Here is a 12,962-nt window from a genome sequence, read left to right as displayed (position 1 = left end):
GATTTTAAACGGTTATAGATTGTTTAAAATGGGGATTGTACGCTTACAAATGTATCTAGTTTGCGTCGACAAAATAGTGATTTTTCGCAAAATGCTTGTCCCACTTTTAAATTATATCATTTCACTGACAATTGCCTATAAACAAACGGGCCTCCTTTGAATAAAGGAGGCCCGTTTGTTTATAGTATTAGCGATAAGCTGTTAAACTTATTTCCTTACAATCTCACCATATAGATCGAAATCTTCAGCTCGGTCGATTTTTACCTGAACAAAATCACCAATTCGTGCATAGGTATCTGCAGCAGGAATCAAGACCTCATTGTCGACCTCCGGAGAATCGTATTCTGTCCGGCCAATAAAGTAATCGCCATCTACCCGATCAACCAGCACTTTATAGGTATTACCGACTTTGGACTGATTGATATCGTACGAAATACCTTGCTGTACTTCCATGATAGCTTCCACTCGTTCTTCTTTTACTTCCTGTGGCACATTATCCTCCAAAGAATGTGCGTGCGTCTTTTCTTCATGAGAATAGGTAAAACACCCTAACCTGTCAAAACGGGTCTCTTCAACCCAATCCAACATCTCCTGAAAATCCTGTTCAGTTTCACCTGGATAACCACAAATTAATGTTGTACGCAACGCGATATCTGGAACCTTGTCACGTATTGCGTTGACAAGATCGATCTGTTTCTGTTTCGTTGTACCTCTGCGCATAGACTTCAACATTGGATCAGAAATATGCTGCAATGGCATATCCAAGTAATTACAGATATTCGAACGTTCGTTCATTGCATCCAAAATATCCATTGGGAAGCCGGAAGGGTATGCATATTGAAGCCGGATCCATTCGATTCCATCGACGTCCGACAAATGACGCATTAAATCAGAAAGATTGCGTTTTCCGTAGATATCGAGACCGTAATAAGTGAGATCCTGTGCGATTAAAATTAATTCTTTTGTCCCATTAGAAGCTAAATATTTTGCCTCTTTGACAAGATCGTCAATGGATTTGGAAACGTGTTTACCACGCATTAAGGGAATTGCACAGAAAGAACAAGGGCGGTTACACCCTTCTGCAATCTTAAAATAAGAAAAATGCGAAGGCGTTGTCAATAAGCGCTCTCCCAACAATTCGTGTCGATAATCAGCTCCAATGGTTGACAACAGATCCGGTAGATCATTTGTACCGAAAAAGGCATCAACATTGGGGATTTCAGCCTGTAACTCCGGCTTATATCGTTCAGAAAGACAGCCTGTAACGATCACTTTGTTAATTTTACCCTGATCTTTTAGATCCGAATATTGTAAGATCGCATCAATTGATTCCTGTTTGGCATTATCTATAAAACCGCAGGTATTGATTACGACAATATCATTCTCCTGTATATTGGATGCTTCATGCACGACTTCCATCTGATTGCCCTTTAACTGGCCCATCAGGACTTCACTATCGTGAATATTTTTCGAACAGCCCAATGTTACCACATTGACGCGTGGTTTATTAATCAAAGGAGCTGGTTTCGCGTATTTTGTCTTCATATGATTAGACGGTAGACTCTATTTGAAAAGGGAGTCGACAAATTCCTTTTTGTTAAACAACTGAAGATCACCAATTTTCTCTCCTACACCAATATATTTCACCGGGATCTTAAATTGATCAGATATACCAATAACCACCCCGCCTTTAGCCGTTCCATCGAGTTTAGTCAATGCTAAGGCGTTCACATCAGTTGCCTGTGTAAATTGCGTGCATTGTTCAATGGCGTTTTGCCCTGTCGATGCATCCAAGACCAACAAGATTTCATGTGGTGCCCCAGGAACAACCTTCTGCATAACATTCTTGATCTTCGTGAGCTCATTCATTAGGCCAACCTTATTGTGCAAACGGCCTGCGGTATCAATGATACACACATCTTCGCCATTTGCTACTGCCGATTTCACGGTATCATAAGCCACTGAAGCAGGATCCGAGCCCATGGCCTGAGCGACAACACGCACGCCAACACGCTCACCCCATAATTTAAGTTGATCAACAGCAGCCGCCCGAAACGTATCCGCTGCCCCCAACACAACTTTGCTTCCAGCTTGTTTCAGCTGATGGGCTAGTTTGCCAATAGTGGTTGTTTTGCCAACCCCATTGACACCTACAACCATAATGACGTATGGTTTATGATCGCCATAATTGAAGTTCTCGAAATCAGCACTATTGTTTTCTGCCAGCAGCGTTTGAATTTCTTCTTTCAGGAGATTGTTGAGCTCAGAAGTAGAAACGTACTTATCTCGGGCAACACGGGCCTGTATGCGATCAATGATTTTTAAGGTGGTCGTAACCCCAACATCAGAAGTAACCAAAACTTCTTCCAGATTATCCAGGACATCGTCATCTACTGTTGACTTACCAACGACAGCCTTTGTAATCTTAGAAAGAAAGCCTTCTTTTGTTTTTTCCAAACCTTTATCTAAGGCCTGTTCTTCTTCTTGTGTTTGTGGTTTTTTCTTAAAAAAATCAAATAATCCCATGGAGTGTTTAGTGAAAATTGATGTTCAAATATAAACAAATGTCCTCAACAAAAAAAGCCCTTTCGGTAGGATACCAAAACGGCTATTTTTATCGAATTCTTTTTAAAGAAAAACTTTAAAAAAGGAAAATGCTACTCGTTATTTTTGAGCTGCAGCAACGACGTCTTTCACTTTATCGTTGTGAACCATACCTTCTTTGAAAGTATACGCGCCAGTTTTTGCAGATTTAGTAGTAATAATAACCTTTGTAAATTCTTTACCGCCACCTTTTTGTAACGATGCAACTGCTTTCTTTGCCATGGTATATTAATATTTTACTTAGCCTCTTTTTCAAATGCCAAGATGTGTGACTTACTTAATTTCTTTATGAACAGTAACTTTTCTCAATACTGGGTTGAATTTTTTCAATTCCAAACGCTCAGTTGTGTTCTTTTTGTTTTTAGTAGTGATGTAACGAGACATTCCCGGAAGACCACTTTCTTTGTGTTCAGTACATTCTAAGATAACCTGTACTCTATTTCCTTTTTTAGCCATTGTTTTACTTTATTTTGAATCCTCTTAAGGATTGAAATTTCATGAATAATCTTAATCTAACAGGCGAAACAATCAATTAGATTGAACCTTTAACGATAAATTTATTGATCGCCGCTGTAATCCCGTTCTTGTTGATAGTTTTGATAGCAGAAGTAGATACTTTCAATGTAATCCAACGATCTTCTTCTGGAATGTAAAAACGTTTAGTTTGTAAATTTGGATAGAATTTACGTTTAGTTTTAACGTTTGAGTGAGAAACGTTATTTCCTGTTAACGCCGCTTTGCCTGTTAAATCACAAATTCTTGACATGATATTATTTTTTTGTTGTCTTTATTACAATATGTTAATCCTTTGCACTCTCTGCAAAGAGTTTGCAAATATCTATATTTTTTTTTAGATAAGCAACAAGATAATTGGAATTATTTTTAAAAATAGTTCTACACAGGAAGGGTAAGGGCAAAAATAAAGGATTTTATTGTATTATATTTGCTCTGTAAAGAAAAATAGTTTTCAACAATTCACATTTATGAACAAATATCTTCGCAAGGGCTTAAGGGAAATAATCATTGGTGTCGTACTTGTAATCTTAGGATATTACCTCATGGAACAACGCTCCAACTGGTATAAACTTGCTATGCTTGTCGGAGTTATTGTATTTAGTATCGGTGTCCTGACTTTGATCTATCGCATGATTCGTAAAGTAGACCGAAATGCCATTATGGAGATGCGCGAAGAATCGCATAAAAAAGAGAAAGAAGGAGATGCTGATCAAAACTAGGGGTATTGTCCTAAAAACAACCAACTATTCGGAGAGTAGCCTTGTTGCGCAGATATACACGGAACAGTTTGGGATGCAATCCTATCTCATTACGGGCGCAAGGAAGCCTAAAGCAAAGATCAAGGCCAATATTCTTCAACCCTTACATTTACTGGAAATTGTCGCTACACATAAAGATAATGGTTCATTACAACGGATATCCGAAGCGCGTCAAGTCCCTGTTTTGCAAGAAATACCTTATGACATTGTTAAAAGCTCACTTGCCCTTTTTCTGAATGAAATACTCTATAAAATTCTGAAGGAACAAGAAAATGACCATTATCTTTTTGAGTTCATCCACCAGTCTGTCCGCTGGCTAGATGAAACGCATTTAAATCTGGCCAATTTCCATCTTGTTTTTTTAATCAAGCTAACACGCTTTCTCGGGTTTTATCCCGCTGAATCAAAACAGCCCCGCCCTTATTTTAATCTTCATGAAGCTACCTTTTCCGATAGCCTTCCTGAACATCCACTTGTATTGCAGGAACCGCATACGTCAATTTTCAGAAATTTAATCGAATCCGAATATTCAAACTGCGACCGCATCAAAATGACCGCTTCTGATCGGCAATTCCTGCTGGAAAAAGTGCTCGACTTCTATCGTCTCCACCGCACAAATTTTAAAGAAATAAAATCGCTGTATATACTCGAAGAGATTTTTAGATAAGCTATGCACAGCTTTCTCCTTTGAAAGCGAATCCTATGCTGCCTTTAGATCCAAAACAGGCGGATGAACGCGGCTATTCTTTTGCCCAAGCGCAGCAACTATAGCTCTTCCAAACACTTACCCTTTTATAATAATTGATCTCTCGGATAAATTCTTGGTACATTTATTGTAACAAAATTGAAATAACATTTTGATTTACTAACATCATTTTCACCTAAAAAAGTCTTAAAATATGGAACTTAAAGAAAACTTTTTAAAGGTTGTTCGAGACAACTATGCCAACTTTGAAGGAAGGGCTCGCCGCAAGGAATATTGGATGTTTTTCCTTGCAAATCTCATCATTAGCGCAGTATTTGCAATACTTGGACAAATTGCAAGCTTATTTACGTATGTCTCAGGTTTAGTAAGTTTAGCTTTACTAATTCCCGGGATAGCCGTTACGGTCCGAAGATTACATGACACCAATAAATCAGGCTGGTTTATATTAGTTGCATTGATTCCATTTATTGGTTGGATCTACCTGCTTTACTTATTGGTACTGGAAGGCGACAAGGCTTCAAATCAATATGGTCCAGATCCCAAAGCGCTGGAAAACGTAACAAATCATCCTTTTACGCAAAGCCAAGATCCCTTCGGTTCTTCTCAGCCACAGGACCCATTTGGAAGTTCACAACCATCAAATCCTACGCCACCAGCACCTGATAAAGATCCTTTTGCTTAGATGCTAACAGCATAAAAAAAGCTTTCACAATTGTGAAAGCTTTTTTTATGCTGTTTTTTATCACTCTTAAACCAGTTTTCTATAGTGAAAAGCAAATTTACATAGACAGCAATCGGATATCTCCCATTGCATAAAAGAATTAATGTCTGTATTTTTTCTTTTGTTGTCCTGGAGCAAAATCACGTGCCGACTGCTCACCATAGTATTTTTTAGCATGCCCAGGAGGCATTCTTTTCGGACCACGGCCATGACCATGGTGATGATGGGCAGAATAACAGGCCGACATGGATAGCGCAATAACAACAGACAGCCCCAATACTAGAATACGTTTCATCTTCACTAACTATTTTTAAATACCCTATTGCAATTATCAGTCCAAATTATTTACTGAAGCAAAGTAAACAGTCCCTGTGGTAGAATATCCTGTTTCTAAGGGCTCAGATTTCCCATAAAATAAAAAAGCCCATGCTGTTCGCATAGGCCTTTTCACAATAAATATATCTTGAATCTAATTAGATAACTCTTACATTTACCGCATTAAGACCTTTACGGCCTTGTTCAACTTCGTAAGATACATTGTCATTCTCACGAACTTTGTCTACTAATCCAGAAACGTGAACAAAAATTTCGCTCTCGCCTGAGTTAGGGATGATGAAACCGAAACCTTTGGTCTCATTAAAGAATTTTACTTTACCTTCTTGCATGGCACTATATTATTAATTTCCCTAAAGGTAGAGAAATAAAATCAAAAATCTTAACCTTTTTATTTTTTTTATCCGTTAAACTTTTTCATAAACTTTGGCTCCAATCTTGTAGCAATGCGATAATGGCAATCGTATTATTATAAAAAGTTAAAGACGAAAAATATGAAAAAAATACTATTAGGACTAGCCTTTTTAGGTTTGATGACCCAAGTAAACGCGCAACAAATGGTTAATAAAGAATTTGTATCTACGGTAGGCCGTGCAGAAGAAGAAGTAACACCAGATATTATCTATATTGATGTTACCCTAAAAGAGTTTTATGAGAACGGTAACACGAAGAAAAAGGCCGCAATAGAAAAGCTAGAAAAAGATCTGTTCGATTCGGCGACAAAAGCGGGTGTAAAAAAAGAAGATTTTACCATCCAGAATATCTGGAGCTATAATGTTCCGGATAAAAAGAAAAAAGACACCGATATCTTGCTCTCCAGACAATACCGTATTAAGGTAACCAACTTGAACAATTTGGGCCAACTATTAGACGGTGTTGACAAAGCCGGTATCCAAAGCACCTATATTAGCGAATATGATTATTCAAAGAAAAAGGAGTTGGAAAAAAGTTTAAAAACCAAGGCGGTATTGGATGCAAAAGTCAATGCTCAAATTTTGGCAGAAGCCGCAGGCCAAAAAATTGGTAAAGCGATCGTATTATCTGAAACACCACAACAAATTATATTTGGCGTACAACCGATGATGCGTAATGCCATGTATAAAGGTGCTATGGCCGAAGCAGCAGACAGCGCTGGTGACAGTGGGTTAGATTTAAATATCAGACCGATGAAAGTTACGAGTGAAATCAGCGCTTCATTTGAGTTATTGTAATCATGCATAGGGAAAAAACTCCAGCAGATAAATTAAAACAAATTGACCAAGATTTCGGTTGGATTGACCGAATATCTTGGTTAATGGATAATCAATTCAAGATTGGAAACTTTCGCTTCGGACTTGATCCAGTCTTGAATCTCATCCCCTTAGGTGGCGCGATAGCGGGCTTCGGAACCTCTCTGGTTCTTGTCATAGCCATGTGGCGTAACGGCGCCAGTCCAAAATTAGTCATACGCATGTTACTCAATATCTCGATTGATGCTGTTTTGGGTAGCATTCCTTTCCTCGGAAACTTTTTTGATTTTTTTAGCAAGGCCAATGAAAAGAACATCAAATTATTACGACAACATTACTACGAAGGCAAGCATTCAGGCTCGGGTATCGGTATAATCATCAGTATTCTAACGGTCTTCTTCTTATTCATCGGTGTTACATTTTATCTTATCTGGACGTTGTTCTCTTGGGCATTCTCGCTATTGAATACCCTCGGATTCTAAATAAACCTCCTTGCTTCACCTATAGGGCAGAATCCTTCGCATTTCTCTTAAAACAGTTGCCCATATCTAATATCTATTTAATAATTTTGATCGCGATAGTCATCGTGTTATGACATCCAGAACTTAATCTCAAATTTAAAATGAGCAAAAAAAGAATATTTTCACTGATTTTGATCGTCATCATGCTGGCCGCAATTTTGACTAACCCAAGCAAAGAGGAACACGAAAAGGTTGTACGCGCGAAAGCTGAACAGCTATTGAAAAGCCAGCTTCATGCGAAAGATCAAGAGTTTTTCGGATTGGGGATGCAGCTCTTCGGAAATGACATCGTCGATAAATTTATCCAAAGTTCCGTTGTGGTCGACAACTACTATTTGTTTTCGCTAACCAAAATAAAATGGCAGGGTACAGAACAGATTATCGGTGGCGGAGCTTTTAAATACATCTGGCTGAGCCCAAAAATTGATGAAAAGGCCGACGAAATTATTGCTGCATTGAAAAAGATTTAACATGCCTTTAGAAATACTTTATCAAGACGAATCCATCGTTGCAATCAATAAACCACATGGACTATTGGTGCACCGATCTGCTATTGCGCGCGATGCTTCAGCGTTTGCCCTACAGCTCCTTCGGGACCAATTAGGAAAAACCGTTTATCCCGCACATCGTTTGGACCGGAAGACCGGAGGCATTCTGTTATTTTCATTAAATAAGGAGACGGACCAATACTTACAAAAAAGTTTTCAGGAGCGTAAGATCAACAAAAAATACCTCGCTGTTCTGAGGGGCTTCGCGCCAGCAGAAGGCCTGATTGACTATCCCTTAAAAAGGGACGATGGCACCGTTCAGGAAGCACAAACATCTTTTCGCTTACTTGCTCAAGGCGAGTTGGCCGTTCCCTTCGGAAAATTTCCGACAGCACGATACAGTCTCGTCGAAGCCAACCCAATTACAGGTCGTATGCATCAGTTACGTCGCCATTTTGCGCATATCTTTCATCCCATTATCGGCGATCGCCCGCATGGATGCAATAAACAAAACAAGTTCTGGAAAGAAGCCTACCAAATGGATACCATGCTATTGCATGCCTCGGAGCTGACCTTTAAACATCCTTTATCGGGCGAAGACGTTCATATCAAAGCGCCCCTACAACCCGATTTCATCCGGGTATTGGAAATATTAAACCTCAACGCGATATGTTAAAATTGATTCTCGAAGCCTTTATCAGCATATCCGGTATTACCGCAGCTTCTGGTATTGTCTATCAGGATAGGCAAATCCATATCGTTTCTGACAATAGCAATTATATCTACAGCTATAGTATCACAGACCAAAAGTTGTCAAAAACGGCACTACGGCAGTCTGATCCAATGGAAAATAGGGCTAAAGCAGCTAAAATGGATTTGGAATCGATCACTTTCGATGGAAGCCGCTATTATCTCTATGGTTCTGGTTCTACCCCAAACAGAAACACTCGTTTTATTTGGGACGGCAAAACAGTCCTTCAGGAAGACTACAGTAACATCTATTCTTCCTTAATGGAAAAATTCAATATTTCCAAAGAAGACTTCAATATTGAAGGCGTAGTTCATTTAAAAGATAAGATCTTATTTTTTAACCGGGGAAATGGCCCTAAAGGCATAAATGCCATTTTAGAGTATCATCCGCTTGCTGCCGAACAATCCCGCTGTATCCCGATTGAACTACCCAAGCTCAATGGCATATCGACAGGTTTCTCAGATGCGACCCTGGTTGGAAATGAAATCTATTTTATTGCTACCGCCGAAAATGCAAAATCGACTTATCTGGATGGAGAGATCAGTGGTTCCCTCCTTGGAAAAATACCTTCCGATCTTTCCGGCAAACCCGAGACATTCGAAATTCCCGAAAAGCATAAATTTGAAGGAATCACATTGAAAGAGGAAACTGCCCATGGCCTAATTTTCCTACTATGTGAAGATACCGATAGCGAAGATGATCATATGACCATCTATTCGCTCCGGGTAAGCAATTAAATCGATTGTTCTAAAATGGATTCACAGTGAGGAATCACGTATATTTTATTAAATTTGTAGCTGATTAAAACTTAATTTTTATGTTAAAAAATACTGCCCTTTCGGAGACGCACATTGCTTTAGGAGCAAAAATGGTTCCCTTTGCAGGCTTCAACATGCCCGTACAATACACAGGCATCAATGATGAGCACGAAACAGTTCGCACAGGTGTAGGAGTTTTTGATGTAAGCCACATGGGTGAATTCATCCTAAAAGGGGAAAAAGCCCTGGATCTACTTCAAAAAATCTCTTCCAATGATGTGTCAAAATTATACGATGGCAAAGTTCAATATGCTTATATCCCCAATGAAACTGGCGGTGTAGTTGATGACTTCCTAACATACCGTATAGACGATAAGACATATTTTTTGGTTGTGAATGCGTCAAATATTGAGAAAGACTGGAACTGGATCTCCAAATACAATACAGCTGGTGTGGAGATGAAGAATATCTCTGATCAAACCTCCTTATTCGCGGTACAAGGTCCTAAGGCTGCAGATGCACTTCAATCGCTTACCGACATCGAATTAGCTCCAATGGAATACTATACCTTTGCAAAAGGTACATTTGCGGGCGTAGAGAATGTGTTGGTTTCTGCAACAGGATATACGGGAGCTGGAGGTTTTGAAATCTATGTGGCCAATGAAGATGCCCAAAAAGTATGGGATGCTATTTTCGAAGCCGGTAAAGCTTATGGAATCAAACCTATTGGTTTAGGTGCCCGTGATACTTTACGTCTAGAAATGGGTTTCTGCCTATACGGAAATGACATCGACGATAATACTTCTCCTTTAGAAGGCGGTTTAGGCTGGGTAACGAAGTTTACAAAAGACTTTGTGAATTCTGCGGCGCTTAAAGCGGAAAAAGAAGCTGGTCTAAAGAAAAAGCTCGTTGGTTTCGAAATGATTGACAGAGGCATTCCTCGTCATGATTACGAAATTGTTGATGCTGATGGAAATGTAATTGGACGTGTGACTTCAGGTACGCAATCACCAACATTGAAAAAATCAATCGGTTTAGGTTATGTGGACACAGCCTTTTCAAAAGACGGCACCGAGATCTTCATTCTGATCCGTAATCAAAAAATAAAAGCAAAAGTAACAAAACCACCATTTGTGAAGTAATAAAAAAAGCCTGCTTAAAGCAGGCTTTTTTTATTACTTCTTCTTTTGTTTTGTAGTAGGTTGTTGTTTACCGCTTTCTTTTTCCTGAATAAGTGATCGAACCCGCTTGCTTAAAACAACACGGAGATAGATCAAAACCACCAGAAAGGCGATGGATAATCCCGTTACCAGCATGTTGCCGGCCTTATACCCTTCAAAACCACTGTAAACTAAAAATACAATAGCCAAACTCAACACTATATTTAGAAAAAAATACTTTAACATATCACTTTTTTATTAATCCCAATACCCGCTGTCTCCATCCGCCAAAGAAATAGAATGCTCCACCAACAATGTTTAATAAAACAATTGTCAAAGCCATCAGCATCCTTTCTGTGTTAGAAATTGTCCTCGAAAGCATGATTTCCCGTAGAACCAATATTACCCATAGGAGAGACAATAGAATGGAAAGGCTACCTAATATGGGGAATATACCAAGGTTAAATAATCGCGCTAAAATAGCTACGCTATAAAAAGCAAGACTAAACAAGAAAGCTTGCTTAGTCTGATGCTCCAAATTTTTCATCTTAATAAACGTCTAACTCTGGATCGATTTCCTCTTTCCAAGCTAAAATTCCGCCTTTTAAATTTGCAAGATTTTCAAAACCCTGTTGTTCCAATAACATAATCGCCTGTGCAGAACGTTTTCCAGAACGGCATTGTACGATAACAGGTTTATCTTTCGCAATCTTATCAGCTTCGATCAGTATACCTGAAAGTGGAATATTCAATCCATTTAAATTGGATACTTCATACTCAAAGGATTCACGAACGTCTATCAACTGAAAATCTTCGTTGTTATCGATTTTATTCTTTAATTCTTGTACAGATACTTCTTTCATTTTCAAACAATTTAATAGTCAAATATACTACATTTTTTCCGAAAGTGTTCGCTTTCATGGATGCTCAAAATCAGTCGATGTTGCTAAGAATAGCCTCATTTTTTAGTGTAATAACGGCATTAGAAATGTTAGATGGGTTTTGCCTGTCATCGGATCATTTGAAATGGGTCATTTTAGGAAGTTTATTGTCTGCACAATTCGCTTGTAGAATTTTCCTTATCTTCACCCAGACTTTACTAAGCTTTATATGAATTCAATACCTAAAATTATACTGTCTATATCTTTACTTGCACTCTCGGCAGTAAGCTATGGACAGCAAGTTATTTCCGAGCAGGAACGCCAAGATGTGAGCCGCATACTCCATACCTTAGCCGCCGACGATATGCGGGGGAGATCGGCTTTGACAAAAGACATCGAACCAGCTGCAGATTTTATCGCTGCCGAAATGAAGAGAATAGGCCTCAGCCCCTACGCAGAACAAAATTACAGGCAAACATTCCAATTGGATAAAATCTCTCCCGTAAGCAAATCCGCAACCATCAATAAGCAGCTGATCCCAGCTGACCATATTATTTCACTTGGAAATCACGTGAATTTACAGTGGGACAATACAAACACCCATAACATTGTTGAAATAAAATCGGGCGATGATTTTGCGAAAGTATTTAGAGAACATTCTCTAGCCAAAGAAAATACACTTGTATTGGTAGATCCTTCCTTTGAAAGCTATTTTGTCCGTTTCGGTCAGATGCTCAACTCCCCTAAATTTATAGAGGAATCCACCAGGCAAAAACCATCAATTGTCTACCTTTTAACAGCGGAGAAACCCCAAACTTTTCAAATTCATATTGAACGGAAACTTCAAAATTTCCCCTTATTTAACGTGGCCGGAATCATCCCCGGAAAAAGTAAACCGAACGAATACGTTATCTTTTCGGGACATTACGATCATATTGGCATCCTTCCGGCAGTAGGCCAAGATTCTATTGCCAATGGCGCAGATGACGATGCCTCGGGCGTGACCGCAATGCTGACCCTTGCAGATTACTACAAAAAACAAAATAATAATGAAAGGACCCTTATTTTCGTCGCTTTTACGGCAGAAGAACTGGGCATGTATGGCTCAAAATATTTTTCCAACCACATCGATGCCGATCAGGTCGTGGCCATGATCAATATGGAAATGATCGGAAAAGATTCCAAATTCGGTCCCAATACAGTGTATATTACAGGATACGATCAGTCGAATCTTGGTGAATTAATGCAGGAAAATTTAAAAAACACAAATTTCCGATTCTATCCTGATCCATATACCAAACAAAATCTCTTTTATCGAAGCGATAATGCGGTATTGGCAGCCAAAGGTGTGCCTGCGCATTCATTTTCAACATCCCAAATGGATAAGGATGAATATTACCATACCGTAAAAGATGAAGTGTCTACATTAAATGTTCAGAATATCATTTCCAGTATAGAAGCGATCGCCATAGGCACCTCGGGAATTGTAACAGGCAAACAAACACCTTCACGGGTCGAAAAACTAAAAGATTAGGC

The 12,962-nt window shown here is 39.0% G+C and carries 19 protein-coding genes; 10 read left to right on the top strand and 9 right to left on the bottom strand.

Annotation, left to right across the window (positions count from 1 at the left end; all coding sequences use genetic code 11):
- Positions 1–207: 207 nt before the first annotated feature.
- The 5 genes from rimO to rpmB form a co-directional block, all read right to left on the bottom strand.
- Positions 208–1,545, bottom strand: coding sequence for a 30S ribosomal protein S12 methylthiotransferase RimO (gene rimO / locus AAH582_RS00235; protein ID WP_046672599.1), 1,338 nt, complete (start codon positions 1,543–1,545; stop codon positions 208–210).
- A gap of 18 nt (positions 1,546–1,563) precedes the next feature.
- On the bottom strand, positions 1,564–2,526 hold the full coding sequence (ftsY, locus tag AAH582_RS00230) for a signal recognition particle-docking protein FtsY (protein ID WP_046672598.1): 963 nt from the start codon (positions 2,524–2,526) through the stop codon (positions 1,564–1,566).
- A gap of 138 nt (positions 2,527–2,664) precedes the next feature.
- Positions 2,665–2,826, bottom strand: coding sequence for a DUF4295 domain-containing protein (locus AAH582_RS00225; RefSeq protein WP_070562566.1), 162 nt, complete (start codon positions 2,824–2,826; stop codon positions 2,665–2,667).
- A 51-nt stretch (positions 2,827–2,877) separates the two neighbouring features.
- The gene (gene rpmG / locus AAH582_RS00220; RefSeq protein ID WP_002998409.1) at positions 2,878–3,060 is read right to left on the bottom strand and encodes a 50S ribosomal protein L33; all 183 of its coding nucleotides are present in this window, start codon (positions 3,058–3,060) and stop codon (positions 2,878–2,880) included.
- A 76-nt stretch (positions 3,061–3,136) separates the two neighbouring features.
- A complete protein-coding gene (rpmB, locus tag AAH582_RS00215) occupies positions 3,137–3,370 on the bottom strand; it encodes a 50S ribosomal protein L28 (RefSeq protein WP_046672597.1) in 234 nt (77 codons plus the stop codon).
- A 217-nt stretch (positions 3,371–3,587) separates the two neighbouring features.
- Here rpmB and AAH582_RS00210 point away from each other — a divergent pair, with 217 nt between their 5' ends.
- From AAH582_RS00210 to AAH582_RS00200, 3 genes are all read left to right on the top strand, one after another.
- Positions 3,588–3,839: a hypothetical protein gene (locus AAH582_RS00210; protein WP_046672596.1), complete on the top strand. Its 252-nt coding sequence runs from the start codon at positions 3,588–3,590 to the stop codon at positions 3,837–3,839.
- A complete protein-coding gene (gene recO, locus AAH582_RS00205; protein WP_046672595.1) occupies positions 3,823–4,545 on the top strand; it encodes a DNA repair protein RecO in 723 nt (240 codons plus the stop codon). Before AAH582_RS00210 ends, recO begins: the two co-directional genes overlap by 17 nt.
- Positions 4,546–4,777: 232 nt before the next feature.
- Entirely contained in the window at positions 4,778–5,266 is a 489-nt protein-coding gene (locus tag AAH582_RS00200; RefSeq protein WP_343320878.1) for a DUF805 domain-containing protein, read from the top strand.
- Positions 5,267–5,405: 139 nt separating this feature from the next.
- Here the strand turns inward: AAH582_RS00200 and AAH582_RS00195 are convergent, their stop codons facing one another.
- Both AAH582_RS00195 and AAH582_RS00190 read right to left on the bottom strand, forming a co-directional pair.
- Positions 5,406–5,600 carry a quinol oxidase subunit 4 gene (locus tag AAH582_RS00195; protein ID WP_343320877.1) on the bottom strand — a complete coding sequence of 65 codons (195 nt, stop codon included), beginning with the start codon at positions 5,598–5,600 and terminating at the stop codon, positions 5,406–5,408.
- A 178-nt stretch (positions 5,601–5,778) separates the two neighbouring features.
- The gene (locus AAH582_RS00190) at positions 5,779–5,970 is read right to left on the bottom strand and encodes a cold-shock protein (RefSeq protein ID WP_046672593.1); all 192 of its coding nucleotides are present in this window, start codon (positions 5,968–5,970) and stop codon (positions 5,779–5,781) included.
- A 162-nt stretch (positions 5,971–6,132) separates the two neighbouring features.
- Between AAH582_RS00190 and AAH582_RS00185 the strand changes: the two genes are divergently transcribed.
- The 6 genes from AAH582_RS00185 (at position 6,133) to gcvT (ending at position 10,527) form a co-directional block, all read left to right on the top strand.
- Complete coding sequence (locus AAH582_RS00185) at positions 6,133–6,849, top strand: SIMPL domain-containing protein (RefSeq protein ID WP_046672592.1); 717 nt, start codon at positions 6,133–6,135, stop codon at positions 6,847–6,849.
- Between the two features lie 2 nt (positions 6,850–6,851).
- Positions 6,852–7,349: a DUF4112 domain-containing protein gene (locus AAH582_RS00180; RefSeq protein ID WP_046672591.1), complete on the top strand. Its 498-nt coding sequence runs from the start codon at positions 6,852–6,854 to the stop codon at positions 7,347–7,349.
- Positions 7,350–7,489: 140 nt separating this feature from the next.
- Positions 7,490–7,858, top strand: a complete 369-nt coding sequence (locus tag AAH582_RS00175; protein ID WP_046672590.1) for a DUF4359 domain-containing protein — start codon at positions 7,490–7,492, stop codon at positions 7,856–7,858.
- Position 7,859: 1 nt separating this feature from the next.
- Positions 7,860–8,552 (top strand): pseudouridine synthase, encoded by a 693-nt coding sequence (locus AAH582_RS00170; RefSeq protein ID WP_046672589.1) that lies wholly within the window; start codon positions 7,860–7,862, stop codon positions 8,550–8,552.
- The gene (locus AAH582_RS00165; RefSeq protein WP_286754194.1) at positions 8,546–9,364 is read left to right on the top strand and encodes a DUF6929 family protein; all 819 of its coding nucleotides are present in this window, start codon (positions 8,546–8,548) and stop codon (positions 9,362–9,364) included. The genes AAH582_RS00170 and AAH582_RS00165 overlap by 7 nt, the downstream gene beginning before the upstream one ends.
- 80 nt (positions 9,365–9,444) lie before the next feature.
- On the top strand, positions 9,445–10,527 hold the full coding sequence (gene gcvT / locus AAH582_RS00160; RefSeq protein WP_070562585.1) for a glycine cleavage system aminomethyltransferase GcvT: 1,083 nt from the start codon (positions 9,445–9,447) through the stop codon (positions 10,525–10,527).
- A gap of 33 nt (positions 10,528–10,560) precedes the next feature.
- Here gcvT and AAH582_RS00155 read toward each other — a convergent pair whose 3' ends face one another.
- Positions 10,561–10,791 (bottom strand): DUF6358 family protein, encoded by a 231-nt coding sequence (locus AAH582_RS00155; protein WP_343320876.1) that lies wholly within the window; start codon positions 10,789–10,791, stop codon positions 10,561–10,563.
- A gap of 302 nt (positions 10,792–11,093) precedes the next feature.
- Positions 11,094–11,408, bottom strand: a complete 315-nt coding sequence (locus AAH582_RS00150; protein WP_046672584.1) for a rhodanese-like domain-containing protein — start codon at positions 11,406–11,408, stop codon at positions 11,094–11,096.
- Between the two features lie 247 nt (positions 11,409–11,655).
- Between AAH582_RS00150 and AAH582_RS00145 the strand changes: the two genes are divergently transcribed.
- Positions 11,656–12,960, top strand: coding sequence for a M20/M25/M40 family metallo-hydrolase (locus AAH582_RS00145; protein WP_343320875.1), 1,305 nt, complete (start codon positions 11,656–11,658; stop codon positions 12,958–12,960).
- Positions 12,961–12,962 lie beyond the last annotated feature (2 nt).

The sequence above is a fragment of the Sphingobacterium multivorum genome, from assembly GCF_039511225.1.
GTDB lineage: Bacteria > Bacteroidota > Bacteroidia > Sphingobacteriales > Sphingobacteriaceae > Sphingobacterium.
The sequence above is the reverse complement of the archived record's forward strand: the minus strand, read 5'-3'. Positions and strand labels throughout refer to the sequence as shown.

Excerpts from the sequence above, each read along its gene's own strand:
- rimO (WP_046672599.1), bottom strand. The coding sequence starts at position 1,545 with ATGAAGACAAAATACGCGAAACCAGCTCCTTTGATTAATAAACCACGC.
- ftsY (WP_046672598.1), bottom strand. The coding sequence starts at position 2,526 with ATGGGATTATTTGATTTTTTTAAGAAAAAACCACAAACACAAGAAGAA.
- AAH582_RS00225 (WP_070562566.1), bottom strand. The coding sequence starts at position 2,826 with ATGGCAAAGAAAGCAGTTGCATCGTTACAAAAAGGTGGCGGTAAAGAA.
- rpmG (WP_002998409.1), bottom strand. The coding sequence starts at position 3,060 with ATGGCTAAAAAAGGAAATAGAGTACAGGTTATCTTAGAATGTACTGAA.
- rpmB (WP_046672597.1), bottom strand. The coding sequence starts at position 3,370 with ATGTCAAGAATTTGTGATTTAACAGGCAAAGCGGCGTTAACAGGAAAT.
- AAH582_RS00210 (WP_046672596.1), top strand. The coding sequence starts at position 3,588 with ATGAACAAATATCTTCGCAAGGGCTTAAGGGAAATAATCATTGGTGTC.
- recO (WP_046672595.1), top strand. The coding sequence starts at position 3,823 with ATGCTGATCAAAACTAGGGGTATTGTCCTAAAAACAACCAACTATTCG.
- AAH582_RS00200 (WP_343320878.1), top strand. The coding sequence starts at position 4,778 with ATGGAACTTAAAGAAAACTTTTTAAAGGTTGTTCGAGACAACTATGCC.
- AAH582_RS00195 (WP_343320877.1), bottom strand. The coding sequence starts at position 5,600 with ATGAAACGTATTCTAGTATTGGGGCTGTCTGTTGTTATTGCGCTATCC.
- AAH582_RS00190 (WP_046672593.1), bottom strand. The coding sequence starts at position 5,970 with ATGCAAGAAGGTAAAGTAAAATTCTTTAATGAGACCAAAGGTTTCGGT.
- AAH582_RS00185 (WP_046672592.1), top strand. The coding sequence starts at position 6,133 with ATGAAAAAAATACTATTAGGACTAGCCTTTTTAGGTTTGATGACCCAA.
- AAH582_RS00180 (WP_046672591.1), top strand. The coding sequence starts at position 6,852 with ATGCATAGGGAAAAAACTCCAGCAGATAAATTAAAACAAATTGACCAA.
- AAH582_RS00175 (WP_046672590.1), top strand. The coding sequence starts at position 7,490 with ATGAGCAAAAAAAGAATATTTTCACTGATTTTGATCGTCATCATGCTG.
- AAH582_RS00170 (WP_046672589.1), top strand. The coding sequence starts at position 7,860 with ATGCCTTTAGAAATACTTTATCAAGACGAATCCATCGTTGCAATCAAT.
- AAH582_RS00165 (WP_286754194.1), top strand. The coding sequence starts at position 8,546 with ATGTTAAAATTGATTCTCGAAGCCTTTATCAGCATATCCGGTATTACC.
- gcvT (WP_070562585.1), top strand. The coding sequence starts at position 9,445 with ATGTTAAAAAATACTGCCCTTTCGGAGACGCACATTGCTTTAGGAGCA.
- AAH582_RS00155 (WP_343320876.1), bottom strand. The coding sequence starts at position 10,791 with ATGTTAAAGTATTTTTTTCTAAATATAGTGTTGAGTTTGGCTATTGTA.
- AAH582_RS00150 (WP_046672584.1), bottom strand. The coding sequence starts at position 11,408 with ATGAAAGAAGTATCTGTACAAGAATTAAAGAATAAAATCGATAACAAC.
- AAH582_RS00145 (WP_343320875.1), top strand. The coding sequence starts at position 11,656 with ATGAATTCAATACCTAAAATTATACTGTCTATATCTTTACTTGCACTC.